The following is a 21,765-nucleotide window of genomic DNA, read 5'->3' as shown; positions in this document are numbered from 1 at the left end:
GGGCGGGCGTGACGGGCGTCCACGGGGGTCACCGCGCCGGACGCCAGGAGGTGCGGCCCGCGGTCAGCGACGGACCTCGAGCTTGCCGACGACCGCGGCGTCGAGCGCGGGCAGGGCATCCAGCACGTCGGCGTTGACGCACGGGGCGTTCGTGACGATGCGCACGTCGCACAGCCGAGGCAGCTGTGCCAGCGGCGCCAGGTCGACCGGAACGTCGAACCGGCGCGGGTGGCGCGCGGACAGGAGGAGCCTCTCGAGCGAGGCGAGACGCTGGACGCCCTCGAGGGGCCCGATGGCGCACTCCATCACGGCGAGCTGCCGCAGCGCCGGGAGCCGGTCCGCACCTGCGAAGGAGAAGGGCTCCTCCGCAGCGGCGCGGTCCAGCCAGAGCGTCAGGTCGCGCAGGTGCGGCAGGCCGGCGACCTCCTCGAGCGACGGGATCGGCGCCTGCTCGAGCGTGAGTGCCTCGAGCCGTGTCAGTGCGGTGAGTGGGCCGTCGAGGTGTCGTCGCGCGGCGGCCAGTCCCCGCAAGGAGGTGAGGGTCGACGGGTCGAGCGGGGCCGAGAGCCGTTGGGTGGGATGGACGCTGAGCCGCTGCACGTGGGTGAGGGCCTCGGCGGGGAGGTGTGGCACGGTCCCGCGGGCGGTGACGACCAGGACGAGCGGCGCGAGGTCGACGAGCCAGTCCAGCCCGCGGTGGGCGCGGTCCCAGCAGGTGCTCTCCAGCCAGGCGGCACGCACGCCACGCGCACGCAGGTACTCGATGTCGGCGTCCTCGGGCGGCTGCTCGAACCGCACCCCGGGCACCGTGCTGCCGTCGGGGACGCCGAAGGGCGAGATCGTCATTCGTCGCCGTGGTGCCATCGTTAGGTCCGGGACGGTGCCGGCGGCGGGTCCCGGTCGAGCGCTCGCTTCGGCCACGGGCACGGCCCGCACGGCCGGTCCCGCCGGAGGCTCGTCGTCGACCCCGCGCCCGTACCGCGCCCACAGGCGCGGGAAGCGTGACGGCAGGGCCGCGACCTGCTCGTCCGTGAGCGGCTCGGCTCCGGGGCCGAGGTCGGGTTCGTCGCCGAGGTCGGCGTCGCGGCCGTCCAGGACCTCCTCGGCGACGTAGGACCACTCCTCGGCGTGCTCAAGCTGGTCGTCGAGGTCCTGGACGTCCGCGAGGCGGTCCGGGTCGGCAAGCACCGCCGCGTACGTCTCGCGGCCCCGGCTGACCAGCCAGGTGCACAGGTCCAGGAAGCCGTCGTCGCTGTCACCGTCCAGCAGCAGGGCGGCGGCCGACAGCTCGGACGTGGCAGCCCGGGCCGCGAACCGCTCGACGTGCCGGTGGAAGCGCCGCACCGCGCCGGTGGGCAGGGGCGCGAGCTGGGCACGGAGCCCCTCGGCGGGGGTGGTGCCGTGGTCGCGCGCGTGCTCGTCCGCCGCCGCGACGACCTGCCAGAACTCCCCGACCCTCATGACGCACGAGGCTAGGCCGCCCGCCGGTGTGGCCGGGCCTGCCGCGGGGGTGCCACCATCGGCGGGTGGCCGAGGGAGTGGTGGGGCCGGCGCAGGTCCCCGGGGCGCGGCGCCCCGACGTGCGCCGGCTGCGCGCCGCCGTGCGGGCGCTGGACCTGGTGGCGCTCGGGGACGACGCCCCCGCGGACGAGTACGACGACGTCGCCGACCGCGCCCTGTCGGTCCTCGCGCGCACCGGCGACCCGGGGACCGCCGTCGGTGCGGTGCGGCGGTACCTCGCACGCGTGTGGGGGGTGGGGCTGGACGACACGGGCGCGGACCGCCTGCACGCGCTCCTGCGCGACGTCGCCGGGACCCGGCTCGTGCAGGACGCCGGCCGCGCGGGCGGGGCGGGGTTCGCCGCGCGGCACCCCGACCTGGACCGCGCCCTCGACGCTCTGGCCGGAGCGGTCGGGGACGACCACCACGGGCCGTGGGACGACGAGCACGACCGGCACGCCCTGTACGCGGCGGCGCTCCGCCAGGGGCGGGGCGCTGCGGTGCGGTCGTGCCTCGCGGACGAGCCGGACCCGCACGTCGCCACCTCCGTCGTGCTGACGGCGCTGGACGACGCGCCCGACGGCGAGCTGGACGACTGGGCCCGTGCGGCCCTCGCCGACGCGCGGGGCCTCGTCGCCGAACGCGTCGCCGAGCTGCGCTCGGCGCGTGCCCTGGCGGCCGGCCTGCCGATCGGGCCGGGTGCGGCGGCCACGTGGAGCGACCCCCTGCAGCGGCGGCTCGCCGGCACGTCCGACCGCCCGGACGTGCTGGAGGTGCTCGGGCGGGACGGACGCACGCGGCGGGTCCGCGGCCTCGCGCAGCACCGTCTCGCGCAGGTGCGTCGGGGGTGCGGCGCGGGTGAGGGAGGACGACGGGTGGACGCGGCGACAGGGCGGGAGGCGTGAGGCGGGGCGGGGTGGCGAGGGGCAGCGACGGCGCGTGGACGGACCGCACACGTCCGCGGGGCCGGTCGGTCAGCCGATCCGTCGAGCCTCGTCGAGCAGCCGCGCGACGCGCCGGTCCACGGTCGTCCACGCCGCCTCGCCGACCCCGGGGTAGGCCGCGCGGTCCAGGCCGTCGAGCGCGTCGGCGAGCCGGTCCACCGTGTCCTGCACCGTGCGTCGCGCGAGTCGCGGAGGCACCCCCCACGCGGTCGCCTCCGCGACCAGATGCGGCGCCGCGAGCGCGGCCATCGCGCGCTCCCCGTCGACGTCCATGGCGAAGCGCGTGTCGGCGTGCGCGTGGTGGGTGTGCAGGGAGACGTCGTACGCGGGCGCGAGCCGGTGCGAGCCGTCGGCGAGGTGCAGCACCGAGACGTTCTTGGCGTGGGCGTCGGTGTTGCCGATCGCCAGGTTGAAGGTGGTCAGGGCGAGCAGGTCGCGCAGGGGGACGCCGAGCCGGTCGAGGGGGGTGGCGATCGCGCGCAGCGACGGCAGGCGCCGCCCGTACTGGAACTTGCGGTCGGGGTCGGAGGTGTCCAGGCCGAGCAGCTGGGCGGTGTCCTCCTGGTGCACGCGGTCGACCCGGTCGGGCGCGACGACGCGGTCGTAGCGGCGCACGACGAGCGCGCGCCGCCCGGCGAAGTCCTGGTGGTGCGCCACGACGTCGCCGAGGCCGCACGTGCGGGCGAGCGCGAGCGCGGCTTCCTCGGTGTCCGTGAGGTCGGCGGACCGCGACCCGGCCGGGCGGGCCAGCTTGAGGATGTGCGTCGACGGCAGGCGAGGGGTTGGCTGGGCGAACCCGCCAGGCACCGCCGTCAGGACGATCTTCGACTCCAGCCCGGTGATGGAGGTGGGCTGGTCGGCGGTCCCGGACTCGGCGGCCTCGTCGAGCAGCGCACCGATCGACTCGTCGGCGAGGAGGCGCGCCGGGGTGTCGGGGCGGTCCGGTGCCGCGCCCTCGGGCACGAGCGTGACGGCGCCGGCGGTGTCCCGGCCGTACACCGCGAGGAACCCGACGACGTCGTCGGGAGCGACCCCGGCGCGGGACGCGAGATGGCTGCGTGCCCGCCCCTCGGGCATGAGCCCGCGCAACCACGCGGACGCGGCCGCCGACGCGGGCGGGCGGTCGGAGAGGGGCAGCAGGCCGGAGAGCACCGCGGCACCGCGGCCCCACCGGGCGAGCGCCTCGCCGGTGAACCGGAGGCGGACGCGCTCGTCGCGGTCACGCTCGACGTGGGCGACGAGGGTGCCGTAGAGCCACGCGTCGAGTGCCTGCACGCTCACCGGGCGTGGACCTCCATGCGCACGTCGAGCAGGCGCAGAAGGCCGAACAGGCGCCGGGTGTAGAGGCTCGGGGTGCCCGCCTCGATCTGGTAGACGTAGCGCCGGTCGATGCCGAGCTCGTCGGCGAGCTCCTCCTGGGACAGGCCGCGACTCTCGCGCACGTGTCGGAGGAACGCGCCGAGCTCGGCCGCGCTGTGCACGGACGCCCAGGTCGTCTCCGGTGGTGTGGCCATGACCGCCTCCCGCGCGCGGATATCGACCCACGCAATCGATGTGACGATATCAGCACATGAGATGCATGCGCGGATATCTACTCATCGCGCCGTGCTGCCACGAACGCCGTCAGCGTCGTGCCGACACCGTCACCGTGAACTTCGGGTCCCGCCCGGCCTGACGCGTCGGCCCGACGACCTGCTCGAGCGTCGGCCGGTAGTGCAGGTAGGAGTTCCACACCGCCCACAGCTCGCCGCCCGGCCGCAGCACGCGCGCGGCGTCCGCGAACAGGGCGCGGGCGACGCCGGGGTGCACGGTCGCGCCCACGTGGAACGGCGGGTTGAGCAGCACGAGGTCGACGCTCCCGTCGGGGATGCCCTCGGTCCCGACGGCGCGCGTGACGCGGACGCGGTCCGCCACGTCGTTCACGTCGACCGTCGCGGCCGCCGACGCGACGGCCGTCGCGGACTCGTCGGTCGCCGTGACGGTCAGTCCGGGCCGGAGGCGGGCGAGGGCGACGGCCAGCACGCCCGTGCCGCAGCCGAGGTCCACGGCCGTGCCGGTCGTGTGCTCGACGCCCCCCAGGTGCGCCAGCAGCGCCCGGGTCCCGATGTCGACGCCCGTCCCGGCGAACGCGCCGCCGTGCGCGCAGACGACGAGGCCGAGGTCCGGGTGCTCCGCGCGCTCGGGCCACCGACGCGACGGCCGGTCCTGCGCCGCGCGCGGGGACGACGCGACGAGCACCCTCGACTTCTGCCGTGCGAGCCGCGCCTCGACGGTCCCGAGGTGGCGGCCCAGCACGTCGTTCATCGCGGTCGTCATGTGCTTGACCCGCCCGCCGGCGACCACGACGACGGCCGGGTCCGCGTGTTCCGCGACCAGGGTCGCGACCTCGTCGAGGGCGTCGAGCGACCGGGGCAGCTGCAGCAGCACGAGCCGCGCCCCGGCGACGAGGTCGGGGCTGAGCCCGTGCGACGTGAACCCGCCGAGGCCCAGCCGCTCCGCGTTCGCGTGCAGCGCGCGCTCGCCCGTCAGCCGGTCCTGGTGCGTGCGGACGCCGGTGACGCCGTGCCGGGCGATCGCGCCGAGGGTCAGCGCGCCGTAGCGGTCGCCGACCACGACGACGGTCCCGTCGGCGGCGCCCGCGAGCGCGGGCGCCGCCTCGTCGAGCACCAGCCGGTCGGTCGCGTCGACGGCGAAGAGGTTGGGCGCCTCGAGGTCGGGGTGGCGGCGCAGCTGGTCGAGGACGTCGCTCATGGGGCGCACCGGGGTCGGGTCACCGGGCCGACGCTAGCAACGCGCGGTCAGCGGCCCGTCGTCGAGAAGTGCTGGTGGTCCTTCGGGCTCGTCCAGTGCCCGCCCCACTGCCACCCGTGCGCGGCGAACGCCTGCACGACGACGTCCCCGTCGAGGATCACGCGGGGCGCAGCGTGCCGGTCGACGAACGCCGCGCCCGCGGGCGGCAGGACGGTCGCCCCGCGCACGTACGGGTTCTCGACCGGGTTGACGTCGATCGCGCGGCCGTACGAGTGCTCCGACCAGCCGGTGCCGCCCGTGACGGCCCGGCAGTTGAAGGCGCTCGTGTTGTCGGCGGCCATGGAGGCGTCGTCGTCGGCGCCGAAGTCGTCGACGAGCCGCATCGAGGCGATCGGGAAGCGGGCGTCGAAGAGGGTGCGGAAGACCTCGACGAGGCCGTCGGCGACGTCGGCGTGGACCACGAGCTCGCCTGTCACCACCGCGCCGGCCATGTTGTCGTGCGTCACGGTGAGGTACCGCAGCTCCCCCAGGGGCACCGGGCAGCCGGGCCGCTACGACGCCTGCAGCGGGCGGCGAGCTCGGGCGTGATCGGGCGTGATCGGGCCGACCGTGGCCGCGTAGGCGGGCGGGGGTGCGGGCGCCTCCGAGGGGGCGGCATCGGTGAGCGGACGAGGTGCTGCGGTCGTCGACGCGGCGGGGGGCTCGTGGTGACCGTCGGGTGGGCCGTACCGCCGTCGTCGCCGGCGGGGGCCACGACGGCCGTCAGGAGGCCGGTGGCGAGGAGCGACGCACGGACGCCCGCACCGCGGGCTGAGGGCATCGCGACGTCGTCACGCGATCAGTGTGCGCACGTCCGCGTCCCCGCTCGCGCCCGGACGGGATCGGGCTCGACACCGGCGACAAGTCGTGGTGCCGCCCGACGATGGGTGGCACCACGACCTGTCGACTCACCGACCGGCGTGCTCGATCGCGTCGGCGATCGTCGCGCCGGGGTGCTGTCGTCGGTACTCCCTGAGCTCCTTCGGGCTGACGACCGGTCCACGCTTCGGCACGTGGCCGAATCCGGACGGCGTGAAGCCCCAGATCGTCACGGCCAGTGCCGCGACAGCGGCCGCCAGCAGCACGTTCTCAGCGGCGAAGTACACGACGCCCGCAAGGATCATCAGGCCGAAGAACGCGGCCGTCGGTAGGTGCTTCTTCATGGCGGAACTCACCCCTTCATTGTTCAGAAGCAGGCGGTCTTCACCGCTGCAATGCCGAGGAGTTCGGCTCCGAGAGCCGCCGCCGCCGCGCCCACGGCCTTGAGCTTCTCGTGGGAGAAACTCGCACCCCACATGATCCTGATCGCCGTCGTCACCCCGCCGAGGTCGTCCATGAGCCGCTTGATCCTCAGGAGCTTGGCCGCAGGGATCGCCGTTGTTCCGATGAGGATCAGGATAGCCCCGGAGCACTCGAGGAACCCGTCCGGAACGGCGCCGGTGCCGTCGAGCTCGGCGACTGCGACGGGCGAGAGCCCGCTGGCGACGAGGCGCTCCGTGATCCACGCGTTCTTCGCCGCGTCGCCCTGCAGCAGCACGGAGTCGGGGATCGCGGCGATGAGCTCGAGGAGCTGTGCCGTCTGCCCCTGTGCGTCGAGGACGCTCTGCGGGCCCTGCAGGACCGTGCGCTTGGCGACGGGCACGGGCGGGGCGGCGTGCGCGGTGGCGCCCACGCCGACGATCATGGAGATGCTGACCACGGATGCGGCCGACAGGCTGACGAGTCGCGAGACCTTAATCTCTTCTGCCCCCTGAGTGAATTCACGCCGCTGTGTGCGGCCGCGAGGACCGTAGCGCTCAGCGCGAAATAGCGTCAAGCACGAATCTGACTACCATATGCAGTGAATTGACCGCTACCACCGACCGCAGTGCGGGCCGGTGACCGCCGGCGCACCCGGTACCACCCGGCAAGCAGCGCGACCGCAAGCAGCACCTCCGCCACGTCGCCGCCGTAGTACATCCACCGCGCCGCGGCCTCCACCTGCGCGACCGTGTGCCCACCGCCGGGCGGCAGGCGGTCGGCGTGCGCGTACAGGTACTTGGCGAGCGCGCCGTGCACGCCGGACGCGACGACGAGCACGACCAGCCGCGGCAGGACGCCCGGCCGCCGCGGCGCCGGGTCCGGGCCGGCGACGGCCCACGCGAACAGGCAGCCGGCGAGCAGGAAGTGCACCAGCACGAGGGCGTGCACGACCGGGTCGGAGGCGGCCCGCGCGTACAGCGGCGTCAGGTACAGCGCGAGCAGACCGCCGACGTGCAGCAGCGCCGCCGTCACGGGGTGCGTCAGCACGCGGACGATGGGCGCGTGCAGGACCGCGGCGACGAGCCGGCGTCCCCGGGGCGACGCGGCGCCGAGCAGCAGCGTCACGGGCGCCGCGAGCACGAGGCCCAGCGGCGCGAGCATGCCCAGCAGCAGGTGCTGGACCATGTGCCGCACCGCGGGGTCCGGCACGACGCCCAGCACGGGCGACACCGCGGCGCCGACGAGCAGCGCGCCCGCGCACCACGAGGCGGTCCGCCACGGCGGCCACGCGCGCGGCATCCGGTCGCGGTACCGCGCGACGCCGACCGCGTACGGGACGGCGAGCAGCGCCGCGACCAGCACGGCCAGCGGCCAGGCGGTGACCGGCGTCCCGGCGCCGCCGCCGTGGTGCACCGCGACGGCGAGGACGCCGGTCACCGCCGGTGCCGCCGTCCGTGCATCGGCGTGGTGCGGGCCGGCGGGACCCGACGTCCGGGGGCGCTCACGGGTCCGCGGCCCGCCGGCCGGACGGGCGGTCGTCGCGGCGTCGCCGCGGGGCGTCGGCGGGCGACCCGAGCGCCTCGGGTGCCTCGGCTGCCTCGGGTGTCCTCGGCGGCACGAGCGGCAGCGCGCCGGTGGCCGGGCCCGGCGCGCGGCGCCGGCCGCGGGGCGGTGTGGACGGCGGCTCGTCGACCCGTGCGCGCACCGCCGGCCGTGCGGGCCGCTCGGCGGCGTGCGTCCGGCCGGTTCCCGGGGCGGGCTCCTCGGCGGCGTGCGCACCCGCCGCGCGTCGGCCGCCCGCGTCCCGCCCGGCCGCTGCGCGCCCGGCTGCCGCGTGCGCGTCACCCCGGGCCCGCGTCCCGTCGCCCGTCCCGCCGTCGACCCCCGCCGGGTCGCCCCCCGCCGCGCCGCGCCGCGACCGCAGCAGCAGCACCAGCCCGGCCACCAGCAGCGCGACGGCGAACCCGTTCCACGCCAGGTCGTACGGCAGCAGGTCGACGTCGTACCGCACCTGGTGCAGGCGCAGCACCTTGTGGTTGACGAGCCCGTCGACGAGCTGGAACCCGCCCGCGCCCAGCAGCCCGCCCGCCCACGCGGCGACCGGCACGAGCGCACGGCGGCGCACGAGGTCGGCGAGCAGGAACGCCCCGGCGACCAGCACGACCAGCTCCGCGGCGTGCAGCAGGCCGTCCGAGAGCAGCGCGACGTCGGGCGTCGAGCGGTCGTAGAAGTGGTGCCAGCCCAGGAGCTGGTGGAAGACGATCTCGTCCACCGCCGCCATGAGCCCGACGCCGACCAGCGCCGCCGCGCCGACCGACCGCCCGCGCTCGCCCGTCCCGTCCCGTGCCTCCGTCATGTGCTCCCTCCCCACGGCCCTGCCTACCCCGGACGGTGCGGACGTGCGCGTCGAGACGGCTGGCGGTCCGTGCGCGCCGGGCGGACCTGCGCCGGCGGTCGCCCGGACGGCCGAGGCACCTGTGGACGAGCCCCCGGCGACCGCGCGCGCCCACTAGCCTGGCCGCGCCCGCACCGACGACGAGGGGGAGGCCGGTGCCGACGACGCAGCGCACGCCGCGACCGGACACGCCGCCCCCTGCCCGTCCCGCGGCACCCGCCGGTCCCGACCGCGCCGCGGCGTCCGCGCGCGACCGGGCCGTCGTCCTCACTGTGCTCGCGGCCGTCCTCGTCGCGCTCGCCGTGCTGGCGGGCGCGCTCGCGGGGCCCGTGGAGCTCGCCGGCCGGCAGGCCGAGCCGCCGGAGCTGCCGACCTTCTCGGCGCCGCCCGCGCCGTCCCTGCCGCCGGTCGGCGTCGACCGGCCGGTCGTCGAGCCCGGCGACCCGCCCGCGTGGCTGCGCACTGTCACCGTGGTGCTGGTCGTGCTCGCCGTCACCGCCGTGCTGGCGCTCGTCGTGCGGTGGCTGCGCCGCCGCCGGTGGTGGACGCCGCCGCCGCCCGGGGACGCCGACGCGCCGGGCACCGCGGCCGACGTGGGGGACATGCAGGTGGTCGCCGCGATGCGCGCGGGCGTGCGGTCCGCGTCGCGCGCGCTGGCCGACGACGTGCCGCCGGGGGACGCCGTCGTCGCGGCGTGGGTCGCCGTCGAGGAGGCGGCCGCGTCGACCGGCGTGGTGCGTGAGCGCGCCCAGACGGCGACGGAGTTCACGCTCGACGTCCTCGACCGCACGCGCGCCGACCCCGACGCCACGCGGGCGCTGCTCGCCCTGTACCTGACCGCGCGGTTCGGGGCGCACCCCGTCACGGCCGCCGACGTGCGGCGCGCGCGCGAGCTGCTCGACGTCGTCGGGACGGGGCTGGCGCGGCGGGCGGACGCCGATGCCGGTGCCGCCGGCGCGGCGCGGCCGCCTCGCGGCGAGGAGACGCCGTGACCGCCGCACGCGTCCTGCGCCTGCTGGGCGCCCGTCTGAAGCGGCCCGCGCTCGTGCTGGTGGGGACGGCGGTGGTTCTCTTCGCGCTCGCGCTGGACCCGGCGTCCGCGCTGGTCGTCGCGCTGGGCGCCGCCGCCCTGACCGCCGTCGTCGAGCGCGTCGACCTGACCCCGGAGCCGGTGCGTGAGCGGCACCGGGCCGCCGCCCGCGACGGCACCCGGGGCGAGGTGCTGGAGCTCGCGTGGACGATGGTGGGCCGTGACGGGCGCGCCGGCGAGCGGGTGCTGCGGCGCGTGCGCGCGGTGGCCGCGGGCCGCCTGGCACGCCACGGCGTCGACCTCGCCGACCCCGACGCGCTGCCCGAGGTGGAGCGCCTGCTGGGCGCCCGTGCCCGCGCCACGCTCACCCGCACGTCCCACCCCCTGCCGTCCGCGTCCGACGTCGCGCACACCGTGTCGGCGCTCGAACGTCTGGGTCCCGACCCGGAGCCGGTCCCGCACGCGGCCGCCGGCGCCCTCGCCCCCGATCCCCACCCTCGGAGGACCGACGCATGACCGACGCCCCCACCGCCACCGCGCCGGCGCTCACCGTCGCGGACGTCAGCGCGCGCGGGCGCGCCGTCCTCGACGAGGTCGCGACGGTCGTCGTCGGCATGCGCGAGCCGCTGCGGCTCGCGCTCGCCGCCGTGCTCGCGGGCGGGCACGTGCTCTTCGAGGACGTCCCCGGGCTCGGCAAGACCCTCGCCGCACGCAGCCTCGCCACCGCGCTCGGGCTCGACTTCCGGCGCGTGCAGTGCACGCCCGACCTGCTGCCGTCGGACGTCACGGGGTCGAGCGTCTTCGACCCGGCGACGGCGACCTTCGAGTTCCGGCCCGGTCCCGTGTTCGCCGGCCTGCTGCTGGCGGACGAGATCAACCGGACGCCGCCCAAGACGCAGTCCGCGCTGCTGGAGGCGATGGCCGAGCGGCAGGTCAGCGTGGACGGGCGCACGCACCCGCTGCCGGACCCGTTCCACGTGGTCGCGACGTCCAACCCGGTCGAGTACGAGGGCACGTACCCGCTGCCCGAGGCGCAGCTCGACCGGTTCATGGTGCGCCTGGCCGTCGGGTACCCCGGGCGCGACGCGGAGGTCGACGTGCTCGCGCGGCGCCTCGAGCGGCGGCAGGAGCAGGCGTCGGTCGGCCGGGTCGTCGACGCGCCGACGCTCGTGGCGATGCAGGCCGGCGTCGAGGCCGTCACCGTGGACCCGGACGTGCTCACGTACTGCGTCGACCTGGCCGCGGCCACGCGTGCGCACCGGGCCGTCGAGGTGGGCGCGTCGCCGCGCGGGTCGCAGGCGCTCGTGCTCGTCGCCCGCTCGCTCGCCGTGCTCGACGGCCGGGACTTCGTCACGCCCGAGGACGTCAAGGCGGTGGCCGTGCCGGCGCTCGCGCACCGCCTGTCGCTGACCCCGCAGGCCTGGGCGTCGGGCCTCGCGCCGCAGGCGGTCGTGCAGGAGGTCCTCGCGCAGGTGCCGGGGCCGACGACCGCGCGCCGCGCATGACGTCGTCGTCGGGGCCGGCGGGCGGGGCGCGCTGGACGCCCGTGACGTCGGTGGCGCTGGGGGTCGCGGCGTGCGTCGTGCTGCTGCTCGTAGGGGCGTTCGCCGGCCGGCCCGATGCCGCCGTGCTCGGCGCGGGGCCGCTCGTCGCGGCGGCGTGGCACCTGCTGCGCCGCCCCGCGGGGCCCGTGCGCGCGACGCTGGCGCCGGGCGAGGACGACGACCCGGCTGCGGGCCGCCTCACCGGCACGCTCGTCGTGGCGGTGCCGCCGGGCGCGGTGGCCGCGAGCGTCGACGTGCTGCGGCACGACCGGCCGGTGACGGACGTCCTGGTCGCGGTCCGCGGCACCCGGCGGCTGCCGGTGGAGACCCGGACCGTGCGGACCGGGCCGCAGGAGGTCGCGACCGCGCACGTGCAGGGCGTCGGCCCCGGTGCCGCGAGCGTCGCCGACCCCACCCGGCCCGTCACGCGGCGCACGGTCGTCCTCCCGCCCGCCGGTGCGCTGCCCGACGTCCCCCTGCCGCCCCGCCTCCGCGGGCTCACGGGCGCGCACCCGTCACCGCGTCCCGGCGAGGGCGGCGACCTGCGCGACGTCCACCCGTGGGCCCCGGGTGACCGGCTCCGCCGCATCGACTGGCGCGTCACCGCCCGCCGCGCCCCGGACCTGCGCGAGCTGTGGGTGCGCCGCGAGCACGCGCTCGCCGAGGCCGTCGTCGTGCTCGTGGTCGACAGCCGCGACGACGTCGGCCCCGACCCGGTCACGTGGCGTGGCTCGCAGCCCCCGCGCCCCCAGGACGCGACGTCGCTCGACCGTGCCCGGCAGGCCGCGTCGGCCGTCGCGCGCGCGTTCCTCGACCGCGGTGACCGCGTCGGGCTCGACGACCTCGGCGTGCGCCGCCGGCCGCTGCCGCCCGGTGGCGGTCGCCGCCAGCTCGACCGGATCCGCCACGCGCTCGCCCTCACGCACCCGGAGGGCGAGCCGGCCACGCGGCTGCGTCCCCCGCGCGTGCCGTCGGGCGCCCTCGTCGTGCTGTTCTCCACGTTCCTCGACGACGAGGCGGCCGTCGTCGCCGAGCAGTGGCGGCGTGCGGGGCACCGGGTCGTGGCGGTCGACGTGCTGCCGCACGTCCGGACCGCGCACCTGGGCGCCCGCGAGCACCTCGCGCTGCGCATCGTGCAGGTCGCGCGCGCCGACCGGCTGGCGGCGATGGCCGACCACGACGTCGAGCTCGTCACGTGGCGCGAGGCGCCGGCCGTCGCGCTGCAGACCCTCGCGCGGCGGGCGCAGCGCCGGCCGGGTGCGGGGGTGCCGGCGTGACGGCCGCGCTCGAGCAGGTGCGGCGTGCCGCCGACCGGGTGCGCCGGGTCGTCGCCCTGCGGCGTCCCGGCGCCGACGCGCGCCCGACCGCACCGCACGTGGTGGTGCGCACCGGCCCCGCCGTGCACGCCGTCGTGCTGCGCGGCGTGCTCGCGGCCGTCGGCGTCGTCGCCGTGCTGGTCGCGCTGGGCGGTCCCGGTGCGGCGGAGCCGGACGTCGGGGCGGGCCCCGAGGCGGAGGCCGCGGTGGGCGCCGGGGTGATGCTCCTCGCGCTCGTGGGCGTCGCGCCGGCGGTGTGGCCGTGGTCGCCCGCTGCGGCGCTGCTCGTGCTCGGCGTCGGCGCGCGCGTGCTCGTCGTCGGGCCGCCGGAGGCCTGGCGGCTCGCGTCGCTCGTGCTGCTGCTGCACGCGCTGCTGTGGCTGACGGCGCTCGCGGCGCGGACCGGGTGGCGCACGCGCGTCGAGCTCGCGGTGCTGCGCGACGCCGCACCGGCGGCGCTCGTCGCGCAGGCGGGGGCGCAGGTGCTGGCGCTCGTCGCGACGGCCGTCGCGGGCGGTGCCACGGGCGGGGACGTGTGGCGGGTCGCCGGTGCGGTCGCCGCCGCGCTCGTGGCGGCCGTGGTGCTGGTGCGCCCCGAGGAGCCGTGGTGGCGCCGGGAGGTGGCGACGGACTGAGGCGCCGGCGCCGCGACGGGGGTCGGCTGCGCGTCGCGCCGGGACGCCGGACGACTGCGGTGCCACGCCGTGCGTGCGCCGGACGGTCGACGTGCCACGCCGTGCGTCCGCCCGACCACAGCCCCGCGTCCGGTCGCTGCCGTCCGCAGGGGCGACCGCCCAACGGCCGCGCGGGGCCGGCGCCCGCCTAGCGTCGCGGCATGGCCACCTCGCGCATCCAGGCGCTCGTCGACGCGGCGCGTGCGGACGTCGACGCGACCCGCACCGCTCTCGCGGTCCTCGACGACCTGTGGTGGCGGGGCCCCGCGGCCGATGCCGCGGCACACCGCCGCGAGGACCTCGAGCACGCCGTGCGGGCCGCCACGGCGGCGCTCGACGACGTCGGCGCGTACGTCGTCGCGGCGCGCGAGGCGGCGGTGTGCCGCGACGTCACGCGCGCGTACCCGGGCGGTGCGCGGTGACGCGCGCCGACGGCACGGGGTTCTCGCGCGCCGACGGCACGGGGTTCTCGCGCGCCGACGGCACGGTGCTCCCGCGCGCCGACGGCACGGTCGTCCACGTCACATCGACCGGCACCACCGCCGTGGACCCGGACGGCCTGGCCGCCGCAGCGGCGCGGTTGCGGGCCGCCGCCGAGCGGCTCGACGGCGCCGCGACGGACCTCGCGACCGCGACCTACGAGGTCGCGACGCTGCCGGGCTCGCCGGAGACGGCCGCCCTCGACCACGCGCTGCGGGACGTGCGCACGGCCTGGTACGCGCCGCACCGGCTGGCGGACGACCTCCGCACGCTCGCCGACGGCCTGCTGCGCGCCGCGCAGACCTATGCGGGCGCGGAGTCCGGCGCCGCCCGGGCGGCGCGGTCCGGGCTCGGCGTCGCCGGCGGGGTGGTCGCCGCGGCCGGGCCCGCCGCGGTGCCGCTGCTGCTGTCGACCGGCACCGTGTGGGTGCTCGACCAGGTGCTGCGGGACTGGGTCCGCCACGTGCTGCTGCGCACGCAGGGCGGCCGGCCGCCGGTCGAGGCGACGCTCGAGGGGCTGCGGTCCGTGCCGGCGCGCCTGCTCGACGGCCCCGGCACGGCGGACGCCGTCGCGTTCCTGGCGGGCGCGCTCGCCGCCGGCCTGCCGCCGTGGCTGCGCGGCGGGCGGCCGGTGCACGACCTGGCGGGCCTGGCCGGGGGCTGGTTCCCGGCGCGTCCACCCGTCGTGGTGCCCCTCGTGGGGCCGCTCCTGCACCGCCGCGTCCGCGACCTCGGCGACGCCGTCGACCTCGTCGTGGCGTCGTACGGGCACGGCCGGACCGACGTCCCGCAGGCCACGATCACGGTGCAGCGCCTCCCGCGGGCGGACGGCACGGCGTCGTGGGTCGTGGCGGTCCCCGGCACGCAGTCCGCCGGCCTGACCGGCCGGTCGCCGACGCACAACGGCACGAACGCGCACCTGGTCGCGGGCCAGCCGGACGCGATGTCGCAGGCGGTGCTCGCCGCGATGGCCGGTGCGGGCGTCGGGCGTGACGAGCCGGTGCTGCTGGTCGGGCACTCGCAGGGCGGCATGGTCGCGGCGACCGTCGCGGCCACCGGCACCTACGCGGTGCGCGCCGTCGTCACCGCCGGCTCGCCCGACGTGCCGCGGGCCCTGCCCCCGGGTGTCGCGCACGTCGCGCTCGTCGACGACAAGGACGGCGTCCCGTCGCTCGACGGCGAGCCCGACACCCGCCGCGGCGGCGCGGACCTCGTGGTCGTCGACGGCCGGAGCCGGCCGGAGGTGCCGTTCGCCGCGCACGGCGTGCACGGGTACGTGCGCACGGCGCAGGCGGCGGACCTGGCGCTCGCCGACGCCCCGGTGCACGACCGGGTGCGGCGTGCGCTCGCGGACGTGCTCGGCGGGGCGTCCGGCGGGCGTGCGACGACGACGCAGTGGGTGGCGACGACGCCGGCACCGGCACCGCTCGTGCCGGGACCGGCCCCGGCGCCCGTGCCCGCGCTCGGACCGGCACCCGCGCCCGGCCGCGCAGCCGTGCTGGGACCGCCACCCGTGCTCGGACCGGCACGCGTGCTCGGACCGCCGCCCCTGCTCGCCCCGCCGCCCCTGCTCGCTCCGCCGGCGCTGCCCGCGCCGGCCGACGTCAGTCGCGCTTCGTGACCGCTGAGAGCACGACGCTGACGACGGACACGATGAGCGCCCCGACCACGGCGGTGCCGAAGTTGTCGACGCGCAGCCCCCAGTCGGCGCGCTCGGTGATCCACGCGGTGAGCATGAGCATGAGCGCGTTCACGACGAGCGTGAACAGGCCGAGCGTGAGGATGTACAGCGGCAGCGAGATCAGGGCGACGATCGGCTTCACGATCGCGTTGACCAGGCCGAACACGAGCGCCACGAGCAGGATCACACCGATCCGGCCCGCCGTGGAGCCGCCGCCGAGGACCTCGAGGCCCGGCAGCAGGAGGGTCGCGAGCCAGATCGCGACACCGTTGATGAGGACGCGCACGACGAATCCCATGCGGCGATCCTGCCACCGCGGGCCGGTGGCATGCTGGGCGGGTGAGTCGCGTCCCCCTCCGCAAGGCCCTCGCCGACCTGCCCGCGTACGTCCCGGGCGCGCGCGTGCCCGTGGGTGCGGCGGCGTACAAGCTGTCGTCGAACGAGAACCCGTACCCGCCGCTGCCGTCGGTGGTGGCGGCGATCGCGGACGCCGCGGTCGACGTCAACCGGTACCCGGACATGTACGCGACCGAGCTGACCGCGACGCTGGCCGAGCGGCTCGGGGTGGCGCAGGAGTCCGTCGTCGCGGGGACCGGGTCGGTCGCAGTGCTGGGGCACGTGCTGACGGCGGTCTGCGAGGCGGGCGACGAGGTCGTCCTGCCGTGGCGCTCGTTCGAGGCGTACCCGATCGCGATCGAGCTGGCCCACGCGCACGGCGTCCGGGTGCCGGTCGGTGCCGACGGGCGGCTCGACCTGCCGGCCATGGCGGCCGCCGTCACCAAGCGCACCAAGGTCGTGCTGGTGTGCACGCCCAACAACCCGACGGGCCCCGCGGTCCGCGACGACGAGCTGCGCGCGTTCCTCGCGGCAGTGCCCCGCGACGTGCTCGTCGTGCTGGACGAGGCGTACGTCGAGTTCGTCCGCGACCCGCAGGCGCCGGACGCGCTCGCGCTGTTCGCCGAGCACCCGAACGTCGTGGTGCTGCGCACGTTCTCCAAGGCGTACGGGCTCGCCGGCCTGCGCGTCGGGTACGCGGTGGCGCGCCCGCGCCTCGCGACGGGCATCCGCGCGGCGTCCACGCCGTTCGGCGTCTCGCACGTCGCGCAGCTGGCCGCGCTGGCCTCGCTGCGCGCGGAGGGCGAGCTCCTGGCCCGCGTCGACGCCCTCGTGGTCGAGCGCGCGCGCGTGCTCGAGGCGCTGCGCGCGCAGGGGTGGACGGTGCCGGACTCGCAGGCGAACTTCGTCTGGCTGCCGCTCGGCGACCACGCGGTCACCTTCGCGGACCGGTGCACGCGCGCCGGTGTCCTGGTCCGCCCGTTCGCGGGCGACGGCGTCCGCGTGAGCGTGGGGGAGAAGGAGGCGACCGACCTCTTCCTCGAGGTCGCCGCGGAGCACGCCCCGCGCTGACGCCCGCCGCGGCGGTCTCCCGCGGCGCCGAGGGACCGGTGTGGGGATCCGACAAACGGTGCGGCGGACCCTTGTCGGCGCCTCCCCTCCGAACCTACGGTTCCGTAGCCTACGCTGACGTAGGTTCGCAGTCCCCGAGGCGAAGGAGGGCCCGTGAGCCCGACCGGACCCCTGACCGACGACGGTCTCGTCCAGCTGCTCACGCCCGCGGGCGAGCGCGTGGCCCACCCCGAGTACGACGCGTGGGCCGCCGACCTCACCCCCGACCGGCTCCGCGCGATGTACCGCGACATGGTGCTCACCCGCCGCTTCGACACCGAGGCGACGTCGCTGCAGCGCCAGGGCGAGCTCGCGCTGTACGCGCAGTGCCTCGGCCAGGAGGCCGCGCAGACCGGCTCCGGCCACGCGCTCGCCCCGCAGGACCACGTCTTCCCCAGCTACCGCGAGCACGGCGTCGCGCAGGCCCGCGGCCTCGAGATGACCGACCTGCTCCGCCTGTTCCGCGGCGTCGACCACGGCGGCTGGGACCCGGCCGACCACAACTTCCACCTGTTCACGCTGGTCATCGGCTCGCACACGCTGCACGCGACCGGCTACGCGATGGGTGTGCAGCGCGACGGCCTCGTCGGCACGGGCGACCCGACGCGCGACACGGCCGTCGTCACGTACTTCGGCGACGGAGCGACGGCGCAGGGCGACGTCAGCGAGGCGCTCGTGTTCGCCTCGGTCAACCAGGCCCCCGTCGTCCTGTTCTGCCAGAACAACCAGTGGGCCATCTCCGAGCCGACGACGAAGCAGGCCCGCGTGCCGCTCGCCGACCGCGCGCCCGGGTTCGGCATCCCGTCCGTGCGGGTGGACGGCAACGACGTCGTCGCCACCTACGCCGTGACGCGCCAGGCGCTCGAGCGCGCGCGCAGCGGCGGCGGGCCGACGTTCGTCGAGGCGTTCACCTACCGCATGGGCGCGCACACGACGTCGGACGACCCGACCCGCTACCGCCCGCGCGAGCAGGAGGAGCACTGGCGGCGCCGCGACCCGGTCGACCGCCTGCGCCGCCACCTGCAGGCGACCGGCGAGCTGCCGGAGGTCTTCCAGGCCGAGCTCGCCGGCGAGGCCGACGCGTTCGGCGAGCACATCCGCACGACCGTGCGCGGGATGGGCCGCCCGAGCAGCGAGAGCATGTTCGCCCACGTGTACGCGACGCCGCACTCCGTGGTGGACGCCGAGCGCGCGTGGTTCACCGAGTACGAGCAGTCCTACGCCCAGCACGACGGCACCGAGGCAGGGGGGCACCGATGACGGTCACGAGCGAGCGCACCAGCACCAGCACCAGCGCCCCGGCGGCGCCCCCGGTGCCCCCCTTCCCGACGGGGACCCAGCGCCTGCCGTTCGCGAAGGCGATCAACCTCGGCCTGCGCCGCGCCCTGGCGAACGACCCGAAGGTCCTGCTCATGGGCGAGGACATCGGCCCGCTCGGCGGCGTCTTCCGCGTCACCGACGGCCTGCACGCCGAGTTCGGCGGCGACCGCGTCGTCGACACGCCCCTCGCCGAGTCCGGCATCGTCGGCACGGCGATCGGCCTCGCGCTGCGCGGGTACCGCCCGGTGTGCGAGATCCAGTTCGACGGGTTCGTGTTCCCCGCGTTCGACCAGATCACGACGCAGCTCGCGAAGATGCACTACCGCTCGCAGGGCCGCCTGCGCCTGCCCGTCGTCATCCGCATCCCGTTCGGCGGCGGCATCGGCGCCGTGGAGCACCACAGCGAGTCGCCCGAGGTGCTGTTCGCGCACACCGCCGGCCTGCGCGTCGTGTCCCCGTCGACGCCGGCCGAGGGCTTCACGATGATCCAGCAGGCCATCGCCTCGCCCGACCCCGTCATCTTCCTCGAGCCCAAGGGCCGCTACTGGGAGAAGGGCGACGTCGACCTCGACGCGGCCCTGCCCGCCGCGCACGGTGCCCCGGCGGGTGCCGACCTCGACCACGCGCGCGTCGTGCGGCCCGGCACCGACGTGACCGTGGTCGCCTACGGCCCCACGGTCGCGACCGCGCTGAGGGCCGCCGAGGCCGCCGCCGCCGAGGGCCGCAGCCTCGAGGTGATCGACCTGCGCACGCTGTCGCCGCTCGACACCGACACCGTCGCCGCGTCCGTCGCGCGCACGGGCCGCTGCGTCGTCGTCCACGAGGCCCCCGTGCTCTACGGCACGGGCGCCGAGGTCGCCGCGCGCATCACCGAGGCCTGCTTCTTCCACCTCGAGGCCCCCGTGCTGCGCGTCGGCGGGTTCCACGCGCCGTACCCGGTGGCGAAGGTCGAGCACGACTACCTGCCCGGCCTGGACCGGCTGCTCGACGCCGTCGACCGCGCGCTCGCGTTCTGAGCGCCCCACCGCACACAGGAGCACCGGTGCCGACGTACCAGCAGTTCCCCCTGCCCGACGCGGGCGAGGGCCTCACCGAGGCGGACATCGTCACGTGGCACGTCGCCGTCGGCGACGCGGTCGAGGTCAACCAGACGATCGTGGAGATCGAGACCGCGAAGTCGCTCGTCGACCTGCCGTCGCCGTGGACCGGCGTGGTCACGCGGATCCTCGTCGAGGAGGGCGCGACCGTCGAGGTCGGGACGCCGATCATCGAGGTCGACACCGACCCGGGCGGCGCCGCGCCGGCGAGCCCGACGGGCGCCGGCTCGGGCGACGCCGCGCCGGGCGCCGGCCACGGCGGGCCCCGCGCGCAGCACCCGCACCCGAGCCGGTCGTCGGAGGAGCCCGGCGGCGCCGACGAGGTCGGTGCGGCGCGGGAGGAGCGCACGACGGCACCGGCCGGCGGCGCACCCGCGGACGAGGGCTCGGGCGCCGTGCTCGTCGGCTACGGCGTCGCCGACGGCGGGTCGCGCCGCCGGTCGCGCACCGCCGCCGCACCCGGGGGTGGTGCTGCGCGTCCGGCCGGGCCTGCGACCTCGTCCACCCCCATGGACCCCGCCCCGACGCCTCCCGCCCCGACGCCTCCCGCCGCGGGCACGCGCGAGGCCCCCGCGACCACCACGGCCACCGACACGGCCGTGCGCCGGCACGCGCTCGCGAAGCCGCCCGTGCGCAAGCTCGCGCGCGACCTCGGCGTCGACCTCGACGGCGTGCACGCGACCGGCCCCGGCGGCATCGTCACGCGCGAGGACGTGCTCGCGCACTCCGCGCGCGCCGAGGCCCGCACCCTCGCCACCTACCCGGGCGACGACCAGCCGTGGCTCGCCAGCGGCTCCGTCACGCCCGACGCCCGGCAGACCCGCGTGCCCGTCCGGTCGGTGCGCAAGCGCACGGCCGAGGCGATGGTGTCGAGCGCGTTCACCGCCCCGCACGTCACCGTCTTCCACACGGTCGACGTGACGCGGACGATGAAGCTCGTCGAGCGGCTGCGCGGCGACCGCGAGTTCGCCGACGTGCGCGTGACGCCGCTGCTGATCGCCGCGAAGGCGCTGCTGCTCGCGGTCGACCGGCACCCGGAGGTCAACGCGTCCTGGGACGACGCCGCGCAGGAGATCGTCTACAAGCACTACGTGAACCTCGGGATCGCGGCGGCGACGCCCCGCGGGCTCGTCGTGCCGAACATCAAGGACGCGCACCGGCTCGACCTGCTCGGGCTCGCGCGCGGGCTCGGCGAGCTGACGGCGACCGCCCGCGCCGGCCGCACGTCACCCGGCGACATGTCCGACGGGACGATCACCATCACGAACGTCGGGGTGTTCGGCATCGACACCGGCACGCCGATCCTCAACCCGGGCGAGGCGGCGATACTGGCCTTCGGCGCGATCCGGCAGCAGCCGTGGGTGCACAAGGGCAAGGTGAAGCCGCGGCACGTCACGCAGCTGGCGCTGAGCTTCGACCACCGGCTCGTCGACGGCGAGCTCGGCGCGCGCGTCCTCGCCGACGTGGCGGCGGTCCTGGCCGACCCGGCCCAGGCCCTGGTCTGGGGCTGAGCCCAGGCTGAGCCCGCGCGTCAGGGGCGGCGGCGCTCGGCGGTGAGGGCCCAGAGGCCGGCGGCGATCGCGAGCAGCTCCGTCGCCGCCGAGACCCACTCCGGCCAGCCCTCCCAGCGTGCCCGCACGCCGCCGAGGCCGACGGGCGTCGTCGCGACGACGAAGCCGCCGAGGGTCGCCGCGCCGTACGCGACCGCGCCGACCAGCGGCCACGCGCCGCGCCACACCAGCAGGAGCGCGGCCAGCACCACGCCGCCGACGCCCTGCACGAGGAACAGCGGCCGCAGCCACATGCCCTCGAAGTAGCCCAGCCGCCACAGGTACAGGTGCACGACGCCCGACACGGCGACCGCGGCGGCCGCGAGCACGCGCGGCACCCACGCGACCGGCCGGCGCGCACCCGCCCGCGCCGGCGTCGGCGGCACGCCGTCCGCGGCGCGCTCAGGCACCGGCGACGATCCGGCCGTCGTCGCCGACGGTCACCGCGAACGGCGGCAGCGGCTCCGTCGCCGGCCCGGACACCGGCTCGCCCTCGAGCGTGAACACCGAGCGGTGGCACGGGCACTCGAGCGCGTCGTCGCCGGGGACGACCGTGCAGCCCTGGTGCGTGCAGACCGCCGACAATCCGACGATCGTCCCCTCGGTCGGCTGCGTCAGCAGCACCGGCGTGCCGCCGGGACCCTCGACCGACAGGGCGCCGCCGACCGGCACGTCGTCCACCGAGGCGAGCGCGCCGTCCGCGCCGCCGGAGGACCCGCCGCCGGCCGCGCCGTCGTCGGGACCGCCGTCCGGGGC

24 protein-coding genes are annotated in these 21,765 nt (G+C 77.2%); 12 read left to right on the top strand and 12 right to left on the bottom strand.

All coding sequences use genetic code 11. The features are described from left to right. Positions 1-63: 63 nt before the first annotated feature. Positions 64-1,461, bottom strand: a complete 1,398-nt coding sequence (locus tag AB6N23_RS07500; RefSeq protein WP_412865465.1) for a DUF4240 domain-containing protein — start codon at positions 1,459-1,461, stop codon at positions 64-66. Positions 1,462-1,526: 65 nt separating this feature from the next. On the opposite strand from AB6N23_RS07500, the gene AB6N23_RS07495 reads away from it, so the two are divergent. Continuing rightward, the gene (locus tag AB6N23_RS07495; protein ID WP_412865464.1) at positions 1,527-2,405 is read left to right on the top strand and encodes a hypothetical protein; all 879 of its coding nucleotides are present in this window, start codon (positions 1,527-1,529) and stop codon (positions 2,403-2,405) included. Positions 2,406-2,474: 69 nt separating this feature from the next. Here the strand turns inward: AB6N23_RS07495 and AB6N23_RS07490 are convergent, their stop codons facing one another. From AB6N23_RS07490 to AB6N23_RS07455, 8 genes are all read right to left on the bottom strand, one after another. Next, the gene (locus AB6N23_RS07490; RefSeq protein ID WP_412865463.1) at positions 2,475-3,725 is read right to left on the bottom strand and encodes a HipA domain-containing protein; all 1,251 of its coding nucleotides are present in this window, start codon (positions 3,723-3,725) and stop codon (positions 2,475-2,477) included. Then, positions 3,722-3,958, bottom strand: a complete 237-nt coding sequence (locus AB6N23_RS07485) for a helix-turn-helix transcriptional regulator (protein WP_412865462.1) — start codon at positions 3,956-3,958, stop codon at positions 3,722-3,724. The genes AB6N23_RS07490 and AB6N23_RS07485 overlap by 4 nt, the downstream gene beginning before the upstream one ends. Before the next feature lie 109 nt (positions 3,959-4,067). Beyond that, positions 4,068-5,195, bottom strand: a complete 1,128-nt coding sequence (locus tag AB6N23_RS07480) for a class I SAM-dependent methyltransferase (RefSeq protein WP_412865461.1) — start codon at positions 5,193-5,195, stop codon at positions 4,068-4,070. Between the two features lie 47 nt (positions 5,196-5,242). Further along, a complete protein-coding gene (locus AB6N23_RS07475; protein ID WP_412865460.1) occupies positions 5,243-5,731 on the bottom strand; it encodes a M15 family metallopeptidase in 489 nt (162 codons plus the stop codon). Positions 5,732-6,142: 411 nt separating this feature from the next. Beyond that, positions 6,143-6,397 carry a hypothetical protein gene (locus AB6N23_RS07470; RefSeq protein ID WP_412865459.1) on the bottom strand — a complete coding sequence of 85 codons (255 nt, stop codon included), beginning with the start codon at positions 6,395-6,397 and terminating at the stop codon, positions 6,143-6,145. A 23-nt stretch (positions 6,398-6,420) separates the two neighbouring features. After that, positions 6,421-6,933, bottom strand: a complete 513-nt coding sequence (locus AB6N23_RS07465; protein ID WP_412865458.1) for a hypothetical protein — start codon at positions 6,931-6,933, stop codon at positions 6,421-6,423. 113 nt (positions 6,934-7,046) lie between these two features. After that, positions 7,047-7,913 (bottom strand): cytochrome c oxidase assembly protein, encoded by an 867-nt coding sequence (locus AB6N23_RS07460; RefSeq protein WP_412865457.1) that lies wholly within the window; start codon positions 7,911-7,913, stop codon positions 7,047-7,049. A 64-nt stretch (positions 7,914-7,977) separates the two neighbouring features. Beyond that, positions 7,978-8,832: a DUF2243 domain-containing protein gene (locus AB6N23_RS07455; RefSeq protein WP_412865456.1), complete on the bottom strand. Its 855-nt coding sequence runs from the start codon at positions 8,830-8,832 to the stop codon at positions 7,978-7,980. 194 nt (positions 8,833-9,026) lie between these two features. Here AB6N23_RS07455 and AB6N23_RS07450 point away from each other — a divergent pair, with 194 nt between their 5' ends. From AB6N23_RS07450 to AB6N23_RS07420, 7 genes are all read left to right on the top strand, one after another. Beyond that, positions 9,027-9,863 carry a DUF4129 domain-containing protein gene (locus AB6N23_RS07450; RefSeq protein WP_412865455.1) on the top strand — a complete coding sequence of 279 codons (837 nt, stop codon included), beginning with the start codon at positions 9,027-9,029 and terminating at the stop codon, positions 9,861-9,863. After that, on the top strand, positions 9,860-10,417 hold the full coding sequence (locus tag AB6N23_RS07445; RefSeq protein WP_412865454.1) for a hypothetical protein: 558 nt from the start codon (positions 9,860-9,862) through the stop codon (positions 10,415-10,417). The genes AB6N23_RS07450 and AB6N23_RS07445 overlap by 4 nt, the downstream gene beginning before the upstream one ends. Next, complete coding sequence (locus AB6N23_RS07440) at positions 10,414-11,406, top strand: AAA family ATPase (protein ID WP_412865453.1); 993 nt, start codon at positions 10,414-10,416, stop codon at positions 11,404-11,406. The genes AB6N23_RS07445 and AB6N23_RS07440 overlap by 4 nt, the downstream gene beginning before the upstream one ends. Continuing rightward, on the top strand, positions 11,403-12,722 hold the full coding sequence (locus tag AB6N23_RS07435; protein ID WP_412865452.1) for a DUF58 domain-containing protein: 1,320 nt from the start codon (positions 11,403-11,405) through the stop codon (positions 12,720-12,722). The genes AB6N23_RS07440 and AB6N23_RS07435 overlap by 4 nt, the downstream gene beginning before the upstream one ends. Continuing rightward, positions 12,719-13,396 (top strand): hypothetical protein, encoded by a 678-nt coding sequence (locus AB6N23_RS07430; protein ID WP_412865451.1) that lies wholly within the window; start codon positions 12,719-12,721, stop codon positions 13,394-13,396. The genes AB6N23_RS07435 and AB6N23_RS07430 overlap by 4 nt, the downstream gene beginning before the upstream one ends. 200 nt (positions 13,397-13,596) lie before the next feature. After that, positions 13,597-13,857, top strand: coding sequence for a hypothetical protein (locus AB6N23_RS07425; RefSeq protein WP_412865450.1), 261 nt, complete (start codon positions 13,597-13,599; stop codon positions 13,855-13,857). Then, positions 13,854-15,536, top strand: a complete 1,683-nt coding sequence (locus AB6N23_RS07420; protein ID WP_412865449.1) for an alpha/beta hydrolase family protein — start codon at positions 13,854-13,856, stop codon at positions 15,534-15,536. The genes AB6N23_RS07425 and AB6N23_RS07420 overlap by 4 nt, the downstream gene beginning before the upstream one ends. On the opposite strand, the gene AB6N23_RS07415 is transcribed toward AB6N23_RS07420, so the two are convergent. Beyond that, positions 15,520-15,894 (bottom strand): phage holin family protein, encoded by a 375-nt coding sequence (locus AB6N23_RS07415; protein ID WP_412865448.1) that lies wholly within the window; start codon positions 15,892-15,894, stop codon positions 15,520-15,522. The genes AB6N23_RS07420 and AB6N23_RS07415 overlap by 17 nt on opposite strands. Before the next feature lie 41 nt (positions 15,895-15,935). Here AB6N23_RS07415 and hisC point away from each other — a divergent pair, with 41 nt between their 5' ends. From hisC to AB6N23_RS07395, 4 genes are all read left to right on the top strand, one after another. Beyond that, on the top strand, positions 15,936-17,003 hold the full coding sequence (gene hisC, locus AB6N23_RS07410) for a histidinol-phosphate transaminase (protein WP_412865447.1): 1,068 nt from the start codon (positions 15,936-15,938) through the stop codon (positions 17,001-17,003). A gap of 153 nt (positions 17,004-17,156) precedes the next feature. Beyond that, entirely contained in the window at positions 17,157-18,302 is a 1,146-nt protein-coding gene (gene pdhA / locus AB6N23_RS07405; protein WP_412865445.1) for a pyruvate dehydrogenase (acetyl-transferring) E1 component subunit alpha, read from the top strand. Then, positions 18,299-19,378, top strand: a complete 1,080-nt coding sequence (locus AB6N23_RS07400; protein ID WP_412865444.1) for an alpha-ketoacid dehydrogenase subunit beta — start codon at positions 18,299-18,301, stop codon at positions 19,376-19,378. The genes pdhA and AB6N23_RS07400 overlap by 4 nt, the downstream gene beginning before the upstream one ends. Positions 19,379-19,404: 26 nt before the next feature. Then, positions 19,405-20,970, top strand: a complete 1,566-nt coding sequence (locus AB6N23_RS07395) for a dihydrolipoamide acetyltransferase family protein (protein ID WP_412865443.1) — start codon at positions 19,405-19,407, stop codon at positions 20,968-20,970. A 20-nt stretch (positions 20,971-20,990) separates the two neighbouring features. On the opposite strand, the gene AB6N23_RS07390 is transcribed toward AB6N23_RS07395, so the two are convergent. Beyond that, positions 20,991-21,419 (bottom strand): hypothetical protein, encoded by a 429-nt coding sequence (locus AB6N23_RS07390; protein WP_412865442.1) that lies wholly within the window; start codon positions 21,417-21,419, stop codon positions 20,991-20,993. Beyond that, a partial coding sequence (locus AB6N23_RS07385; RefSeq protein WP_412865441.1) for a Rieske (2Fe-2S) protein occupies positions 21,412-21,765 on the bottom strand: 354 nt, incomplete at its 5' end. The genes AB6N23_RS07390 and AB6N23_RS07385, both read right to left, overlap by 8 nt.

The organism is Cellulomonas pasadenensis, from assembly GCF_047229365.1.
Lineage (GTDB): Bacteria > Actinomycetota > Actinomycetes > Actinomycetales > Cellulomonadaceae > Cellulomonas.
Note: the sequence above shows the minus strand (reverse complement) of the source record. Positions and strands in the feature narration are given on the sequence as shown.